Source organism: Peptoniphilus obesi ph1 (genome assembly GCF_000311865.1).
GTDB lineage: Bacteria > Bacillota > Clostridia > Tissierellales > Peptoniphilaceae > Peptoniphilus_E > Peptoniphilus_E obesi.
Map to the genome: position 1 here is coordinate 80984 of NZ_HE978582.1, position 16413 is coordinate 97396.

Here is a 16413-nt window from a genome sequence, read left to right on the forward strand (position 1 = left end):
TATAGGTTGACAGCTTCTCTATCATTTCTTCCCTATGACCTTGCATTTTATCCTTTAACTTCCCATATTCTTCATCGGTTAAGGAAACATTTTTATATTCTCCATAAAGGTTGGGGGATATTTTTTCTATCTCCCCCTCTTTTTCTAACTCTATATCTATCTCTTTATCTATCTCTATATCTCCGTTGCAGTTTTGTTGCAAAAGGTTGCAAGGTGTTGCACCAGTGTTGCATTGCAACGCTTTTTGTCCTCTCGATTTTCTTGAACGCCTTGTAGAAGCTGTTTCTGAACCTATAAGACTTGGAATTTCTGTTAAAAAATACTCGTCATTTTCTGTAATTATCTCCATCAATCCTTGTGCTACAAGATAATTTACTGTAACCATTACATCATCTTCCGTTTCATCAATCGTTAAGGCAAGCTCTTTGATAAAGTCTGTTTCTACTCCATCATAATACAGCTTCCCACTATCTTTTAAGCTAAGTAAAAGCAATTTAAGATAAATGATTGTATAGGTATCTCCTCCTGATATTTTTCTTAGCCTTTTGATTCTCTTATCTGTAAAAAAATCTTCTTTCAATTTTAACCAATAGTATCTTCTGTTGTCTGCCATTTTTATCTTTCCTCCCCTTTATTTTTATAATTTTCTTTAGCCTTTTCTTTTGCTTTTTGTTTGTACTGACCCTTTCTTTCCTCTTGCTCTTGAAATTTTTTCAGTTGTGCAATTACACTTGGTTTATCTCCCCTCTTAATTGCCTTGTCTATCTCTATGGATAAATCTATTCCATACTCATCATTGACAATCTTTACTGCATATTTGATATGGTCTATCTGCTTAAATTCATCTTGTACTTTAGCTTTATCTTCCGTTAAACTTTGTATCTCATTTTCAAGACTTGATATTTCTTTTTGCCAATCACTCGACTTTATGGCTGATGTCCCGGTGATTTTTTCTATGGTCTTTCTTGCTCTTAGGTATCTGTCTATTTCTTTTTTATGGGAATTGTAAAAGCTGTCTTTGAATATGGTTTTGCTCTTGTATTCCTGATAGACCTCTTTGTTTTCTTTGATAGAGTCTATGCAGCTTACACACTGATTTAAGTCTTTTATTCTTTGTGTTTTACTCTGAATATCACCACTTATCTTTTTACTTTGCTTTGCCAGTTCAATGACTTTTTCTTGTAGGTCTGCTATGGTTTGAAGTTTATTATCTTTCAAATAGTAGATTGCTTTTACAAATCTCTTTAGGTCTGCATTCCCCTTTTTTATCTGTCCGTAGTAGGATAAATTTTTTGATTTTTCTCCCTGTATCTCGTTGTAGATAGAAATATATTCATAGAGGTTAAAGAGTTCCGCTTTATTCTCAAGTTCATCTTTCTTGGTCTGTTTATACTCATCGTATTTTGCTTGCAGATTTCCAAGTAAAGAGTCTATCCAATAGGTGATTTCTTTTATCTTGTTCTTGATGGCTTTTACTAAGGAATTATGCTTTTTGATTTCTCTGTTGATGTTTCCTTTGTCGGTTTCTATTCCTTTTTTCTCTAAGGCACTGGCACTTGCTCCTAAATGAATGGTTGGGATTTCTTCTATCCCTTGTCTTTTGTAGGAGCGATGATCCACTCTCTTTTCCTGATGATTTTTTTCTAAATACTGATTACAAAGGCTTGCAAAATTCTCTCTCCATTTCTCTGCGTTGCCTTTATCGTTCCAGTCCGTCAGCTCTACTTTTCTTGTTTTGTAGTTACCGCTTTTTAATTTTATCTTTTCTCCGTTTTCATCAAGAACATATTCTTTTTTGCTTTTTGCCTGCCACTCTCCTTTTTCATTGATTGGTCTAAGGGTAGTCATAATATGAGCATGGATATTGTTATTTTCTTCATCACTTTCATCATGGATTGCAAGGTCTGCTATCATTCCTTTTGACACAAAATTTTTTTGTATGAATTCGGTAATGAGTTTTTTATTTTCTTCAAAAGATAATTCTTTCGGTAAGGCGATAATGAAGTTTCTTGCAAGCTGTGCATTGCTTGCTTTCTCATTTAGTTCAATGCTATTCCATAAAGTAGTTCTATCTTTTAATGCTATGGGGACATTCTCCGGCAAGAAGATTTCTGAATGTAAAAGTCCTTTTTTATTATGATAGTCATGAACTTCTCCGTCCCATTCATTTTTGATTTTCTCACAAGAGATATATGCTGCACTTGCAACTGCTGATTTACTCTTACCTCTGCTTATCATAGAAATACTAAAGTGAAATGTTTCTGCCATCTGTATAAGCTCCTTTCATTTTTTTGTTTGTTTTCAGGTAAAGGAAAAAGCAGACAGGTTATTTTTTGTATCTTTTCCTATCTGCTTCATCAATACATTTTTATTAAGTTTTGGATTTTCAAAGACTTGCTAAAATCCCTTAGTTTTTCTAAGGGCGCAATTATACACCCTAAAGGGTGCTTTGCGTTCTGCGAAGCTTTTTGCCCTTGCAGGGAGCTTCTGAAAAAACTAAGTTTTTTTATTCTGTCTACTCGATGTCTGTTTTATCTTCTGTATCTTTCCCATTTATCATTTCTTCATAGGCTTGTCTGTATTCTTCTGTATCAGTAGCAACTTTAAGTAATTCTTCTATCTCCTCATTGGTGAATATTAGAGGTTTTTTAATGACTCTTTCTACTATCAAGCCCCTTTGAATAAGCCTGTGATTTCTTCTTCTTCGTTCCTTTTCATTTGCCAGCTTTTCTAATTTCTTACCTTGATTTTGTAATTGCTTCAGCTTTATATCGCACTTTTCTCTTTCTTCCTGTAGTTCAGAAATTTGTCCATGTACTTCCTGTAATGTGTTTTCTTTCTTCATTTTTCATTCCTCCGTTTTAGTATTTATTTGTTTCTATAAAGAAAGGTTAAGCACCTTTTTTGACACTTAACCTTTCCAAGTTTTTAGATTTTATCTTCTAAAATCTTTCTCAGTTTTTCTAAAATTCTGTCCCTCCTCCCGCTGATTGCTTGATGTGTAACTTTCTCTCTTCTGCTGATTGACCTTAGGCTTTCTTCTTTGTAGAAGATGGCTTCCATTAGCTCTCGTTCTTCTTGTGTTAGAGTATTTAATGCTTTATGAAGTTCTTCAATTCGCATTTTTACTTCTACAATTTTTTCTAAGTCTATTTTTTCATCTATGATGTTATCTACAAAGTGTCCATCATGATCCAGTGCTGAAAATGGTATAACATTATGCTTCCAATCTTTTCTTTGGAGATATTTTTCATGCTCTGTTATCTTCCAGTAGGCTTTATAGACTTCTTCACTTACAGGTACGGCTTTTCCTTTGACATAAAGGAAATATTCTTTTTTGTCCATTGTGTAATCCTCCTTTTTATGCTCTCTGTTTTTGCTTTTTGAGAATAAAAAAAGGAGGACTTCTACACTTTGGTGTAAATAGTCCTCCGAAAAGAAATGAATCTATCTTTTCTTTAGATATATTTAGTTGCTTGAGATAATAAGAAACTATAAGGCAAGAAGAATTTTTTGTTATTTCTTTCTTCTATATGAAAAGTCTTTTTCATCTTACTCCCCCGTTTCTTACATCTATCTAATATTCATATATCAAACCTTTCTAAACTACCCATTCTTCAGATTGTTTTCTGATTTCAATAAAATCCTTATATATTCCATGTTTAGATACAAGTTCACTATGTGTTCCTACTTGTTTTATAACACCGTCTTTTAAAACAACTATCTGATCTGCATTTTTTACAGTAGAAAGCTTGTGTGCAATTACAATAACAGTTTTGCCTTTTAATAAGTTTTTCAAAGCAATCAATAATTGTTTTTCATTTTCTGGATCTACGCTTGAAGTTGCCTCATCAAGAATTACAAATTTACTTGGCTTTAACATAGCTCTCGCAATAGATATTCTCTGGCGTTCACCTCCCGATAGGTTTGAACCCCCTTCTTGCAAAACAGTATCATAAGCTTTTGGCAATTTCATAATAAAATCATGGCACTGAGCTTTTTTGGCAATATCTATCATTTCTTCATCTGTTGCATTTGGATTACCAAACTTAATATTGTTTTTTATGGTATCATCAAAAAGATACACGTCTTGAAAAACAAAGCTAAAATTTGAAAGCAATTCATCATACTTGTACTGTTTAATATTTAGATTTCCAACTTTTACTTCGCCAGAATTTACATCCCAAAACCTCGCCATTAAATTGCAAAGTGTTGTTTTACCACTTCCTGAAAATCCAACAAGAGCAGTTGTTTTTCCATCTGGAACAAGCATACTTAGATTATTGAAAAGATTTTCTTTTCCATAAGAAAATGAAATATTGTTCATTGATATTTCTGCTTTATCTACTTCTGTCATTTCACCTTCTTCAATTACAGGTAAATTTCTTAAATTTATAACAGTATTAAGATTTCGTACAGCAACACCCTTAATACTCTGCATACTTCCTGCTAATTCAAATCCAGAAAAAACAACAAAACTCATAACAATTAATATAATAGCTTTAGTAACTTCAATATCCCCTGATAAATATCTTATGATAGAACTAAAAATTATCACACAAATACCAAGTTTAAATACTAACAAGAATAAAAACTGTGTTGGAACTAAAATTTTTTCTACAGCAAGGAAGCCTTTGCGACTTTTTGTAATACTTTCGTTTAGTTCCTTAACTGTATTTTGATCTTTTCCAAATGCTTTAGTTATTCCTATCCCATTTACATACTCAAGCATTTTTTCACTTAAATCCAATTTAAGTCCTAACAATCTCTCTGTTAGTTGATCTGTGCTTTTTTGTGTAAATAAGTTTACTAAGGTTCCAACAATCAAAGTCAACAATATAATTATAGCTGTTGCAAAATCATAAGGTAGTATGAAAATAACCATAATTAATGTCTGTATTGTACCTACAAGCATTTGCTCAATAATAAAAACTCCTATTGTTTCAAGTTCACCTATAACAGTTGACAATGCTCCTGCTATATTCCCTAAAGAATTTGTGCTGAAATATCCCATGTTTACATTTTTTAAACGATCACCAATATATAATCTATTTTCTGCTCCTAAATTGTACGAAGCAATATATTTGTTTTTATCAGCCAGATATCCAAATATAATTTTTCCCACCACACTTATAGCTGCAATAATAAAAACAATATACACATCTTTCATTAAAATGCTTTGGTTCGTGAATATATTTTCACAAATTTTGGTCAAACATAATAGAATTGCACCTAAAGAAACTCCTTCAAATACTCCCTTAAATATATCAAAAATAAGCATTTTTGTTATTTTATTTGAATATGACCCTGACACCTCATATAAAGTTTTTATCAATTCTCTCACTTTATATCACCTCGATTTCTTTAGATTCTGTATATACATCCCACATTTTTTTGTATCTCCCATTTAACTCTAGTAATTGTTTATGAGTGCCTTCTTCAATTACTTCTCCATTATCCACCACAATTATTTTATTTGCATTTACAATTGTAGATAACCTGTGAGCTACCATAATCACTGTTTTATCTTTAATTAACTTATCAATAGACTGTTGAATAACTGATTCATTGTCAGGATCAGAATATGCTGTTGCTTCATCAAGTAGTACAATAGGACTATTCTTTAAAAAACACCTAGCTATTGCAATTCTTTGCTTTTCTCCTCCAGAAAGATTTGCTCCTCCCTTTCCTACAATAGTTTCATATCCATTTGGTAGGCTCTTTATAAAATTATAGCAACTCGCTTTTTCACAAGCCTCTTTAATTTCATCCATACTCGCATCTTCCTTCGCCATCTTTAAATTTTCTAATATTGTTTTATTAAAAAGAAAGTTTTCTTGTGACACATAGCTAACAAGCTCCATATTCTGTTTTAAAGGCAATTCGTTCAAATTTGTTTTTCCAATTAAAATTTCTCCATTAGAAACATTCCAAAATCCTGCGATTAGTTTTGTAATAGTAGACTTTCCACTACCTGAATTTCCAACGATTGCAGTTAACTCATTTTCATTTGCTCTAAACGAAATATTATTTAATACATTCTTTGACTCTTCATATGCAAATGTAACATCTTTAAACTCTACATCATAAGATTTTATGTCTCTTACTTCTTCTCCTCTTTTTAAGTTAGGAATTTCCATTATCTTTTTTATTTCTTCAAATACAACTTTTATATTTGCTATTGTTTCCATATGACTCATAGCTTTTATTAATGGTTTATATGAAGCATATGATAGCAATATACACATGATAAGAGTCCCTACTTCAACACTACCCTTCATAAAGAAATACAAGGAAGCTGGTAAAACGAATACCATAGTTGACGGGATAGTTTCCATAGTTGCTGTCATTGAAAAACAAACACTCAAGTACCAATCAAGCATTGCGTTCTTATTTTCTTCAACAGTCTTTCTAAATTTCCCAAATGATGATGCTGATTTATTAAATGCTTTTATAACTTTAATACCATTTACATATTCAACCATTGTCGTATTCATAGCTTTAGCTGCTTCTTGGTATCTTTTAGATTTTTCTTCATAACCTCGCATCATTAACATTGAGAACAATAATCCCAATGGAATTGTAAGTAAATTTGCAATTCCTATTCTCCAGTCCATTATAAAAATTGTTATGATCAATACTATAGGAATAAATATATTAGCAATAACTTCTGGAATCACATGAGCAATCGGTTTTTCCATTTTATCAAGTGTTTCCACCATAAATTGAGACCACTGTCCGCTGCTTTTTCTTTCAACTTCTCCCATAGAAATTTTACTTAATTTGTCAGCTAATAACTTTCTTTTATCTTCAATAATCCTGTAGGCAAGATTATGAGAAATAATAGTAGATATTTCATGAAATAATATACTTGCTAAAAATCCCAAAAATACAGCAAAAATATATGGATAATAATTATTTAAATTTGTATTTTTTGCAACCAAGTTATTAATAATGGCTGCTACAGAAAAATAAGGTATTACACCAAATCCTACTCCTATTATCGCAATGAATACAGCTGCGAAAATCTTGCTTTTATGTCCCTTTAAGATATCCATCTTTTACCTTCTTTCATAAAATCTTTTTATTCTGCCATCGCAAATTTCCAATAATTTATTACATGTACTATCAATCAATTCATTATCATGCGTAACAATAAATATAATTTTATTATTTGAAAATTCTTTAATGACTTTGCTTATTTCGAGCATATTTGTATAATCAAGTCCACTCGTTGGTTCGTCCAAAATAATAATTTCTCTATTCATTAACATCCCCAATGCTACAGAAAGTCTCTGCATTTGACCTCCTGATAAGCACATAGGATGACGATGATCTAATTTTTTAAGATCTAATTTTTCTAGAATATTATCTATTTGCTTTTCATCTATTTTAGAATCAAATAAACTAAATTCATCTCTTACAGATTCCGAAAAAAACTGATGAATTACATCTTGCATAACCATATAACAAAGTTTTCTTCGTTTTTTATATTTTATGGGACTTCCTTTATAGCTTATTTTTCCTTCGTTTTCTTTCAACAGTCCACACAAAATTCTCATTAATGTTGTTTTTCCTTGACCATTTTTACCTGTTATTGCAATAATATCTCCCTTGTTTCCGGAAATATTTATCTTATCTAAAATTTTTTGTTTCTTATTTTCATATTCTAAATTTGAAACTACAAAGTCATCAGATTCACAAAATGTGACAGGATTTGCAAAATCATCATTTTTCTTTCTTACAAAAGTTCTAAGTCCTAGTTTCTTTCGTGAGTCATCACTAATTGAAGAAAATTCCACATTTGAAAAAACATATTTTATTTTTCCGTCTTGTAAATAAATAGCTCTATCAATTAAATCCATTAAATAATAGAGTCTATGTTCAGAAATAATAATTGTCTTGCCCTGAGTTTTAAGATTTATAAGCATCTCTCTTATTCTTTCAATGCCATACTCATCAATATTTGCAGAAGGTTCATCAAACACATATACATCTGGATTGGTAGCATAAATAGATGCAATAGCAAGTAATTGCTTTTCTCCACCTGACATCATAAAAACATTTCTGTTTTTTAATCTTTCAATTCCCAAATCACGTACCACTTTAAAAACTTGTCTTTTTATTTTATCAGGGTTTTCACCTAAATTTTCTAATCCAAATGTTAGTTCACTATCTGAATCTAAATTAAAAAACTGTGTTTTGGGGTTTTGAAAAATTGTTCCCACTTTTTCAGAAATTTCATATATCTTCATTTGTTTTGTGTTTATCCCATTTATAAAAATATTTCCTAATAAATTTCCCTCTAAAAAATGAGGAATCAATCCATTGATTAATTTTGTTATAGTTGTTTTCCCAGAACCAGATTTTCCGCATAATAAGATAACTTCTCCTTGATTAATCTTTATTGAAATTTTCTTTAACTGTTCTTCTAAGCTTCTCTTATAGGAATATGAAGCTTCATTTATATTAATCATGTTTCGTACCTCTTATAAAAATAACTTGAACTTTAAATTAAAGAACATCAGAATGCATAATAGAATAATTATTAGATCCCAAATGTTAAATCCTGCATCATCCATAAAAGTCTTTCTTGCAGGATTTTCTATCCCTCTTACTGTAATAGCCTGAGCTAATTCATCTGCGGTATTAGAAGCTGTAACTATTAATGATATTAGTCCTAATTGTATCTTTTTAAATCCAGTCACGCCTCTTATTTTTATTGCATCTGAGATTAATATTTTTTCTTCTCTTAAAGATGGAAAATATCTGATGCCTATTGCTAGAGAAATAATTAGGCTTTTTGGAAAATGCATCATTTTTAAGGCATACATAATATTTCGTATAGGATTAGTTTTTACAAGAATTTGACCAACTAAAAAAATCGGTATTAACTTAGGAGCATGAATCACCAATAATCCAAAATGTGCTGATATGACATCTGGTAGAATCGGCAAAACAAAATATTTCAATCCCTGTAATAATACAAACATAGATAATGCCTTTAAAGATATTTTAACAAGTCCCATAAATAACGCTATAATAGCAACAATTAAAAGAATAAAAAAATCTAATTTTAAGCTATTATTTGCAAAGCTAATAATACTAACTGAAATCAAAAAAATGATTTCAGTTAGTGGATTTAGCTTTATAATGCCTCTTACAATACCCTCCATTTACATAATTCCAGCTTTCTCAAAACGTTTTTTGAACATTGCTTTACCTATATATGCACCAATGACTCCTCCAATAAATGCAGTAATGATCATCCCGATAAGTGTTGGAATTGAAATTAAAGTTTGTAATTTATTTACATATTCTGGACTCATTCCCATTTTAATAATAGACTTCATATAAGATTCTTGGAACAACCACATAGGCAATGGTGAGCCAATCAACCCAATGCAAATCAATCCTGAAGATACTATTACGCTTTTTTGACTTTTATATCCCAAAATTTTTCTAGTAATTTCTGCTAAAACCCCTGCAATAACGCAAGTTATGACAATTGTAAAAGTGCATTCTCCTATAGCAAAATATATAATCCCTGTAATTGCTATCAAAAGTAAAGCCGTTCCTGGTTTTGGCACCTTAGAGACCAACAACATGTAAATAAAATTACATATTATGCCTGTCATTGCTGGCCATAATAACCAAAGTATCGGAGAAAACACAGGAATAAACATTACCGCCATTGATAACGCCATGTATATTACCGAAAAAATACCGATGTTAACTAAATCTTTTGTTTTTAATTTTCTTTCATTCATTTGAATACCTCCATTTAAATTTTTATATTTATTTACCAGTTGCAATATGATTGATTCAAAATAATCTTTACTGGTAAATTTTTCTTATTATTGTTTACTTTCCATAAAACGCAGAAAATCGGGATTAACCCGATTTCAAAATTTATTATTTTTTAATTTTATATTATGTTTTCATTTAATAATCCTCCTCCAACCAAAATTCATTGCTGCCTCCATCATATCGATAAAATTTAAGGCTTCATTATATGGATACCTATGTGTGATTACCTCAAATAAAGGCGTACATGCCATTGTATAAAGAACATGAAGTTCATCATCATTCAAATCATTTACTTCAATCTTTTTTTCTTTAAGAATCTCAATTAATTTCTTAGCGCCCTGCACTTCAAGATTCACTAAATCATGACGAATTGATTCAAATTCCGTACCCTGAGAACAGTTAAACAGAAGATTAACTATAGGATCGTTTTGGTAAATAAATTCCAATAATTCCCTATTACTATCATCAGATTTTTCTCCAAAAGCTTGTAAACCATTTACTTTAATTTCTTCAATCGCTTGATTTGTCAATTCTTTACTTCTTCTGTATAAGTGATTAAGTATAGGACTTACAAGTACTTTAAAAATATCTTCTTTAGATTTAAAATGCTTATATATTGCACCAGGCGTAATTCCTGCATTTTTAGCAATAGTGCGAATAGAAGCCTCTTCGAATCCATGCTCTGTAAACTCGCTTTTTGCACTTTTTAATATTTTCTCTATTGTAACATCTTTGTCTCTCAGTAAGTTTCACCTCCCAAATTAAGATAACACCGTTTACTTTATTTTAGCATAATCTAACCTCAAAGTCAATCCACAATATTCTACTGAAAATCTCTTGCCTTTACTGAAAATCTCTTGCCGGTATCCCCTCTCTTTTCAAAACCTTTAATTTCTCTTGTTTCTTCTGCTCCCTTCTTGCCTTATATTTATCCTCATACTCTTTCTGTTTTCCGCTTGCTTTTCGTTTCAGGTAATTTTGATGTAGCTTGTCTTTTCTTTCTTCGATTTTTCTTTCTTCTTCCTCAAGTTTTTGTTTTTCTTCATCACTTAACTCCGCCTGTGGCAGTTCATAATTGCCTATGAAATTAAAGTAAATTTCTATCTTTTGCTTTGATGTCTGACTTCCTTTTCTATCTCTTTCATGTACGATAATCTTTTCTACAAACTCATTTATCATTGTAGTTGTAAGTTCATCAAAGTTTTCATAACGACTGATAAGAGATATAAATTTTTTAGCTCTGTCTGTTTCTTTTTCATATCTTGATACCTGCTGCTCCAAATCCTTAATTTCTTTACTTAAAGTTATCTGCTCCGTTTCATATTGGTTATTTAGTATTTCATATCTGCTATTTGGTATTTTGTTAAGGATCATATCTTCATAGATACGACACATCAGTCTTTCTAATTCCTGTAATCTTCCTTTGCTGTCAATAAGCCTTGTGTATTTCTTTTCTATCTCTATTTTTTCCTTTTCTTCCATTTCATTTTGAATGGAACGGATAAAGGCTTCATTATCTTCATAAAGGTATTTTTTAATATCTTTTAGTGTTTCCCTAATAAGATTTAAGACTACTTCTGCTTTTATTCTGTGTGCTGATGGACAAAGTGTGCCACAAGGTGTTTTGGTATAGGCACTGCAAGTGTAATAGGGAATATTCTTATAATTGCTTGTTCTATGAACATACATCTTGCTCCCACAATCCGCACAATACATCAATCCTGTTAGTGGGTGATATTCGCCCCAACCATCAGGATACCTTTTTACATTTCCTCTTATCCTTTGCACATTATCAAAGGTTTCTTGGTCTATGATTGGCTCGTGTGTATTTTCAAAAATAAGCCAGTTATCCTCGGATACATATTTGCTTTTCTTGTCCTTGAAGTGCTTTCTGGTTTTGAAATTGACTGTATGCCCCAAGTATTCTTGTTTCTTTAAAATGCTTGCTATAGTTGAACTGCACCAACGATAGGGATGTTCAAAGTTTTTGCTTTGATATAGTCCATAGCCTAATTTCTGTTGATGATAGGCGGGTATATCTACTTTTTCACTCTCCAATATCTTTGCTATTCGATACGGACCATTGCCTTGCATGGTCAGGTTAAATATTCGCCTTACTATCTCTGCTGCTTTTTCATCTACAACCCACTTATCTTTGTCTTTTTCATCTTTGATGTAGCCATAAGGTGGAGTGCTTGCCGTATGCTTTCCACTTTCTCCTTTTGATCTAAATGTAGATTGTATTTTTCTTGAAGTATCTCTTGCATACCATTCATTCATAATATTTCTAAAAGGGGTAAAATCATCTTCTCTGTAAAAGCTGTCTACATTATCATTGATAGCAATCAGTCTTACGCCCTTTTGTCTTAATATCTCCATACATTGACCGACTTTGAGATAATCTCTGCCGAGTCTACTCATATCCTTTACGATGATACAACCGATATTTCCAGTATTTACTCCATTCATCATTTCCATAAAGCCTGGTCTATCAAACTGTGTCCCGCTTATTCCGTCATCTGTAAAATGGATGATGTTGGTTAAATTATTCTTACTTGCATATTCTTCAAGGATTTTCTTTTGATTAACGATTGAGTTACTTTCTCCTTCAAGTTCATCATCTCGACTTAATCTCTCATAGAGTGCTGTTATCTTTTCAAAATTCCTCACTTTTTCCTCCTTCCTCTTAATTTCTTAAACAAAAAAGAATTAAGAAGTACATATTTCACTAAAACAGTGATTAAGTGTTCTCCTTAATTCTATTACTCCTGCTGCCAGCTTATATTTCTTATATTGCTTAACTGCAAAATGGCTAGGGTCTTTCTTTTCAAGAGCTTCAAATAGCCTATCAATTGGGTTCATATAGGTTTCGTCATCTTCTCTGACCTCACTTGCGTCAATCATATCCAAAAGTGTCTTAAAGTTCTTTTCTTCTTCTGGAGCTTCATAATAAATATAACCGATAAGGGCAGTGTAATATAGCTTTTCGGCCTTTACCCAGAAATCTTCTCCTGCCTTTTCTCCATCTCCCTTGGTATTAGCAATTATGGTTTGAACAAGCTTTAAAATATCTTTTTCTGATCGAAGATAAGCAAAGGGATTGTATTTCATGGACTTTTTGAAGTTTATTGTATTTAAAATTTTTATGTCATATCCATTTTCATAAAGCATTTTTCCACACTCTAACACAAGTGTCCCCTTAGGGTCTGTTACTACATAGGAAGAGTGCATTTGCATTAGATTTGGCTTTACATAAAATCTTGTTTTACCTGATCCAGAACCACCTATTACTAATACATTTTTATTTCTAGCATATTTAGGATTTTTAGGTCTTGAGTTCATTGTAAGTCTTTCGGTATTAGTTATGAGAACATTGTTTTCAAACTTAGGGTCAATGTATGGAGCAATATCCTTGCTTTCTCCCCATCTTGCAGATCCATATTCTTTCCCTTGCCTATATTTCTTTTTATTTTTTCCTTTGCTATAAACAATTAACTTGAGCATAGCAGCAACTGAAATACCCACTAACAAGTCCTTTGGATTAAGGCTTGGTATATAAGATAAAGTTCCTATATCAGAAATCCCCACCATTAATCTATCAATAATATCTCCTCCTACATAAGAATTGATGTGTTTAGAAAAGATATTTCCAATATAGAAAAAGGATAGATAAGGAATGTTTGCTAATATAAATTTCTTTGGGTTGTCTATTTTAATTAGGTTTTTAATATCAGAAAGAATAGCTTCCAATATCTTATTCATCGTAAAAACCTTCGCTATCTAATAAAATTAGTAGGTAGTGTCTTCCCTTTGGTGTTATAAATGTTTGTATTCCTACAAGTGTACCTAGTGGATCAACCCATTCCTTTACTTCAAAATATCCCTTATTCTTATCTGCATAAGGTAAGAGTTTCTTTTTCTTATCTCTATAAATTAATCTTTTATCCATTAAAAAACTTATAAACTGATTTTGTGGTATTCCTAACTCTTTGGCAGTATTTCTAAAGTTTGTAAGTAGATTATAATCTACTAATTTGTCATAATAGTCTGCCTTTGGTCTTAATTCTTCAATTTCTTCTTCTCTTTCGGCAATAATTCTATTGGCTACAAGAATTGCATCTGCAAGTAGCTCTTCGTTAGTTTTCTTTTCTTGACCAGCTATATATCCTCCATTTTTTCTAATACTTGGTAAGACTTCTCTAGTTACCCAAGCTTTGAATATTTTTGCTTGTGGTAGCTTTGATGAGAGGATAAGTGAATACAATCCTGATTCGTTAATTATTGAAATATTCTGTATTCCTCCAGGGGTGTTCCATTTCGTTACACCCTTATCTTCTTCATCTACATGGTCATAAACAGCTTTCCTCGGATTGACATATCCCAACATAGTTGCTACTTCATTTGCTATAAAGAAAAACTCATCGTCTTTTTCTATAACAGTGAGTTTCCCAAAATTCTTATTTTCAAATGTTTTTAAATTACTTATCATAAGCTTTGCTCCTTATGTTTATTTTTAACTTTATCTTTGCTAATGGTATCTTTAGCCATATCTTTAAACTTATTTATAGTCTTCGTTATTGAATCTTTTCTATCGGCCTTTCTTTCAGAAGCCTTAACTGCTTTTTTAAAGGCGTGTTCCATTACTTTTATATCCTTAGATTGAAAAAACACAGAGTGGTTGCCAGTTTCCTTATCTTTCATAACAGAAAACTTCACTCCGTGTTTGTTTAAAATTTTCTTTAGTTCTTTTAACTCAGGATCTTTTAGATTAATTTCTTCTAACTGTCCCTTTCTAACCATATCTTTTAGCTTTACTTCTTCTCCATTATTTTTTATTACATTTTTCAAGCCTCCTTGTTCCTCTATTTGCTTGTGTACTTTCTTTAAGGCATCAAGAATTGCTTTACTTGTTGCTTTTGCAAGCCTTACTTCAAGATTAAGACTTGACCTAGATACTTCTTCATTAATCATCTATTCCACCTCCATATAAAAGTAACTCTTTGTATTTTCTTAACTTCTCTTGTTGGATTTTTCTTCTAAAATCTTCTCCCGTAACTTTAACTGGTATTGTCATTTCAAGTATCCTTGAATATATCCTCTGATACTCAAGGTCAATGTTTGGATTTTGAATAATTTCCAATGATAAGTTTGTAGTGAAAATTGTCGGCCTGCCTTTTAAGTATCTTGAGTTTATAATGTTATATACCTGTTCTCTTGCATAAGATGTATCCCTTTCAATTCCAAGATCATCTAAGATTAACAAAGGAATATTAGATAGGTTATCTATAATTTCATTTGAATATAGCTTAAATGCAGATTTTTGTATTTGGTTTATAACCTGAGATAAGTTCAAAATCTTAACTTTAACTTGTTTTCTTTCGATTAATTCATTTGCAATTGAACAAGCAAGATAAGTCTTTCCACTACCAACATCTCCATAAAATAAAAGTCCAACATTGTCTTCCTTCATTTGCTCAAAGCTCTTAGCATAATTATAGGCAACCTTATAGGCTTGACCTTTTTCATTTAAGAATTTCTCAAAAGTATACTGGTGTTGGATTGGAGATGAGAAGCAATCTCTTTTCAATAACGATATTTTCATCAGTCTTTCTCTTTCTTCGTTTTCTCTATCTCTTTTTATTTCACATTCACATTTAATTCTTGGAATAAACTTTGTAAATCCAAGGTCAAGTAATTCTCCATCAACTCTTTTACCGCATACCTTGCAATAGATATGTCCATTTCTTTCAATATCATTTTCTCTTAATACAAAATCTTTTAAGTTTTTCATAAACTCTCTCCTATATCGTAATTCATTTTTCTTGTTGATTTGTCATTAATGCTTTTCGCCTGATCATTAAGATACCAATTGATTATCGTTGCCTTATGATCTTGATACGCTCTATTATTTGCTTTCATATATGACGATAATCTATCAATGTACTCACTAATTCTGCTTCCTAACTCATTTGTTAAGTCCTTGTATTCTTCATCAGTCAAAAATATATTTTTATATATTCCATAAGGCTTTTGCCCCTTACTAAAATCATTCTTTCTTAACTCATTATTATTAATATTGTTATAGTTACCTTCCGATTTTCGAAAATCTTGACTTTCGATATTCGAATCTCTTGAATTTCGATTATCGAACTTCTGGAATTTTGTTTTTCGAACTTCTTGATTTTTAAATTCCATATTATTAAATATGCTCATAAAGTCTTTAACATAAATTCTATTAGGCTTTCCAAGTCCTTGTCTTTTCTTTTCAATTAGTCCTATTCCTGACTTAATATCAAGCTCAGCTATTAATTTATTTGCTTTTTCACTGGCACAATTAAATTGATCTTTTATACTTTCAATTGTGTAGTAAATAAAGACTTTTCCATCTTCATCTATCCAACCATTTTTATATGAAAGACCCATTCGATTAAGCATATATGAATATAAAACTTTTGCTTCAATAGATATGCTCTCAAAAATCTCATCTTCCATTAATACCCTAGGCAACCTAATGAAGTTATACATCTCAGATTGCCTATTATAAAAATAATCAAAATTCATCCTTACCTCCTTTCTGTGAAATAAAAAAAGACGACAGAATTA

Annotated in this window: 15 protein-coding genes and 2 pseudogenes; all 17 read right to left on the bottom strand. The window is 31.2% G+C overall.

The window, feature by feature from the left end:
- Positions 1–613: phage replisome organizer N-terminal domain-containing protein (locus HGPB_RS06250; RefSeq protein WP_019132837.1), on the bottom strand; the 613-nt coding region annotated here is incomplete at its 3' end.
- A 2-nt stretch (positions 614–615) separates the two neighbouring features.
- On the bottom strand, positions 616–2268 hold the full coding sequence (gene mobQ, locus HGPB_RS06255) for a MobQ family relaxase (protein WP_019132838.1): 1653 nt from the start codon (positions 2266–2268) through the stop codon (positions 616–618).
- A 247-nt stretch (positions 2269–2515) separates the two neighbouring features.
- Positions 2516–2845 (bottom strand): DUF3847 domain-containing protein, encoded by a 330-nt coding sequence (locus HGPB_RS06260; protein ID WP_019132839.1) that lies wholly within the window; start codon positions 2843–2845, stop codon positions 2516–2518.
- An 83-nt stretch (positions 2846–2928) separates the two neighbouring features.
- Entirely contained in the window at positions 2929–3345 is a 417-nt protein-coding gene (locus HGPB_RS06265; RefSeq protein ID WP_019132840.1) for a sigma factor-like helix-turn-helix DNA-binding protein, read from the bottom strand.
- Between the two features lie 256 nt (positions 3346–3601).
- Entirely contained in the window at positions 3602–5344 is a 1743-nt protein-coding gene (locus tag HGPB_RS06270; RefSeq protein WP_019132841.1) for an ABC transporter ATP-binding protein, read from the bottom strand.
- Between the two features lies 1 nt (position 5345).
- Positions 5346–7058, bottom strand: coding sequence for an ABC transporter ATP-binding protein (locus tag HGPB_RS06275; protein WP_019132842.1), 1713 nt, complete (start codon positions 7056–7058; stop codon positions 5346–5348).
- 3 nt (positions 7059–7061) lie between these two features.
- Positions 7062–8477, bottom strand: coding sequence for an ABC transporter ATP-binding protein (locus HGPB_RS06280; protein ID WP_019132843.1), 1416 nt, complete (start codon positions 8475–8477; stop codon positions 7062–7064).
- Positions 8478–8489: 12 nt separating this feature from the next.
- Positions 8490–9176, bottom strand: coding sequence for an energy-coupling factor transporter transmembrane component T family protein (locus HGPB_RS06285; protein WP_000398547.1), 687 nt, complete (start codon positions 9174–9176; stop codon positions 8490–8492).
- Entirely contained in the window at positions 9177–9770 is a 594-nt protein-coding gene (locus HGPB_RS06290) for an MptD family putative ECF transporter S component (protein WP_001005732.1), read from the bottom strand.
- A 171-nt stretch (positions 9771–9941) separates the two neighbouring features.
- Positions 9942–10340, bottom strand: a complete 399-nt coding sequence (locus tag HGPB_RS06295; RefSeq protein WP_000184354.1) for a hypothetical protein — start codon at positions 10338–10340, stop codon at positions 9942–9944.
- Between the two features lie 60 nt (positions 10341–10400).
- Positions 10401–10553: pseudogene (locus tag HGPB_RS09035) on the bottom strand (TetR/AcrR family transcriptional regulator); the annotation flags it as partial.
- Between the two features lie 100 nt (positions 10554–10653).
- Entirely contained in the window at positions 10654–12480 is a 1827-nt protein-coding gene (locus HGPB_RS06300; RefSeq protein ID WP_019132844.1) for a recombinase family protein, read from the bottom strand.
- Between the two features lie 96 nt (positions 12481–12576).
- Positions 12577–13572 (bottom strand): annotated as a pseudogene (locus HGPB_RS06305) (type IV secretory system conjugative DNA transfer family protein); the annotation flags it as partial.
- A complete protein-coding gene (locus HGPB_RS06310) occupies positions 13565–14299 on the bottom strand; it encodes a phage antirepressor KilAC domain-containing protein (protein ID WP_019132846.1) in 735 nt (244 codons plus the stop codon). The gene HGPB_RS06310 and the pseudogene HGPB_RS06305, both read right to left, overlap by 8 nt.
- Complete coding sequence (locus HGPB_RS06315) at positions 14296–14781, bottom strand: PcfB family protein (protein ID WP_019132847.1); 486 nt, start codon at positions 14779–14781, stop codon at positions 14296–14298. Before HGPB_RS06315 ends, HGPB_RS06310 begins: the two co-directional genes overlap by 4 nt.
- Positions 14774–15601, bottom strand: a complete 828-nt coding sequence (locus tag HGPB_RS06320; protein ID WP_019132848.1) for an ATP-binding protein — start codon at positions 15599–15601, stop codon at positions 14774–14776. The genes HGPB_RS06315 and HGPB_RS06320 overlap by 8 nt, the downstream gene beginning before the upstream one ends.
- A complete protein-coding gene (locus HGPB_RS06325) occupies positions 15598–16371 on the bottom strand; it encodes a replication initiator protein A (RefSeq protein WP_019132849.1) in 774 nt (257 codons plus the stop codon). Before HGPB_RS06325 ends, HGPB_RS06320 begins: the two co-directional genes overlap by 4 nt.
- Positions 16372–16413 lie beyond the last annotated feature (42 nt).

What these genes read in the sequence shown, in the direction of transcription:
- mobQ (WP_019132838.1), bottom strand. Translation starts at nt 2,268, where the DNA reads ATGGCAGAAACATTTCACTTTAGTATTTCTATGATAAGCAGAGGTAAG.
- HGPB_RS06260 (WP_019132839.1), bottom strand. Translation starts at nt 2,845, where the DNA reads ATGAAGAAAGAAAACACATTACAGGAAGTACATGGACAAATTTCTGAA.
- HGPB_RS06265 (WP_019132840.1), bottom strand. Translation starts at nt 3,345, where the DNA reads ATGGACAAAAAAGAATATTTCCTTTATGTCAAAGGAAAAGCCGTACCT.
- HGPB_RS06275 (WP_019132842.1), bottom strand. Translation starts at nt 7,058, where the DNA reads ATGGATATCTTAAAGGGACATAAAAGCAAGATTTTCGCAGCTGTATTC.
- HGPB_RS06280 (WP_019132843.1), bottom strand. Translation starts at nt 8,477, where the DNA reads ATGATTAATATAAATGAAGCTTCATATTCCTATAAGAGAAGCTTAGAA.
- HGPB_RS06285 (WP_000398547.1), bottom strand. Translation starts at nt 9,176, where the DNA reads ATGGAGGGTATTGTAAGAGGCATTATAAAGCTAAATCCACTAACTGAA.
- HGPB_RS06290 (WP_001005732.1), bottom strand. Translation starts at nt 9,770, where the DNA reads ATGAATGAAAGAAAATTAAAAACAAAAGATTTAGTTAACATCGGTATT.
- HGPB_RS06310 (WP_019132846.1), bottom strand. Translation starts at nt 14,299, where the DNA reads ATGATAAGTAATTTAAAAACATTTGAAAATAAGAATTTTGGGAAACTC.
- HGPB_RS06315 (WP_019132847.1), bottom strand. Translation starts at nt 14,781, where the DNA reads ATGATTAATGAAGAAGTATCTAGGTCAAGTCTTAATCTTGAAGTAAGG.
- HGPB_RS06320 (WP_019132848.1), bottom strand. Translation starts at nt 15,601, where the DNA reads ATGAAAAACTTAAAAGATTTTGTATTAAGAGAAAATGATATTGAAAGA.
- HGPB_RS06325 (WP_019132849.1), bottom strand. Translation starts at nt 16,371, where the DNA reads ATGAATTTTGATTATTTTTATAATAGGCAATCTGAGATGTATAACTTC.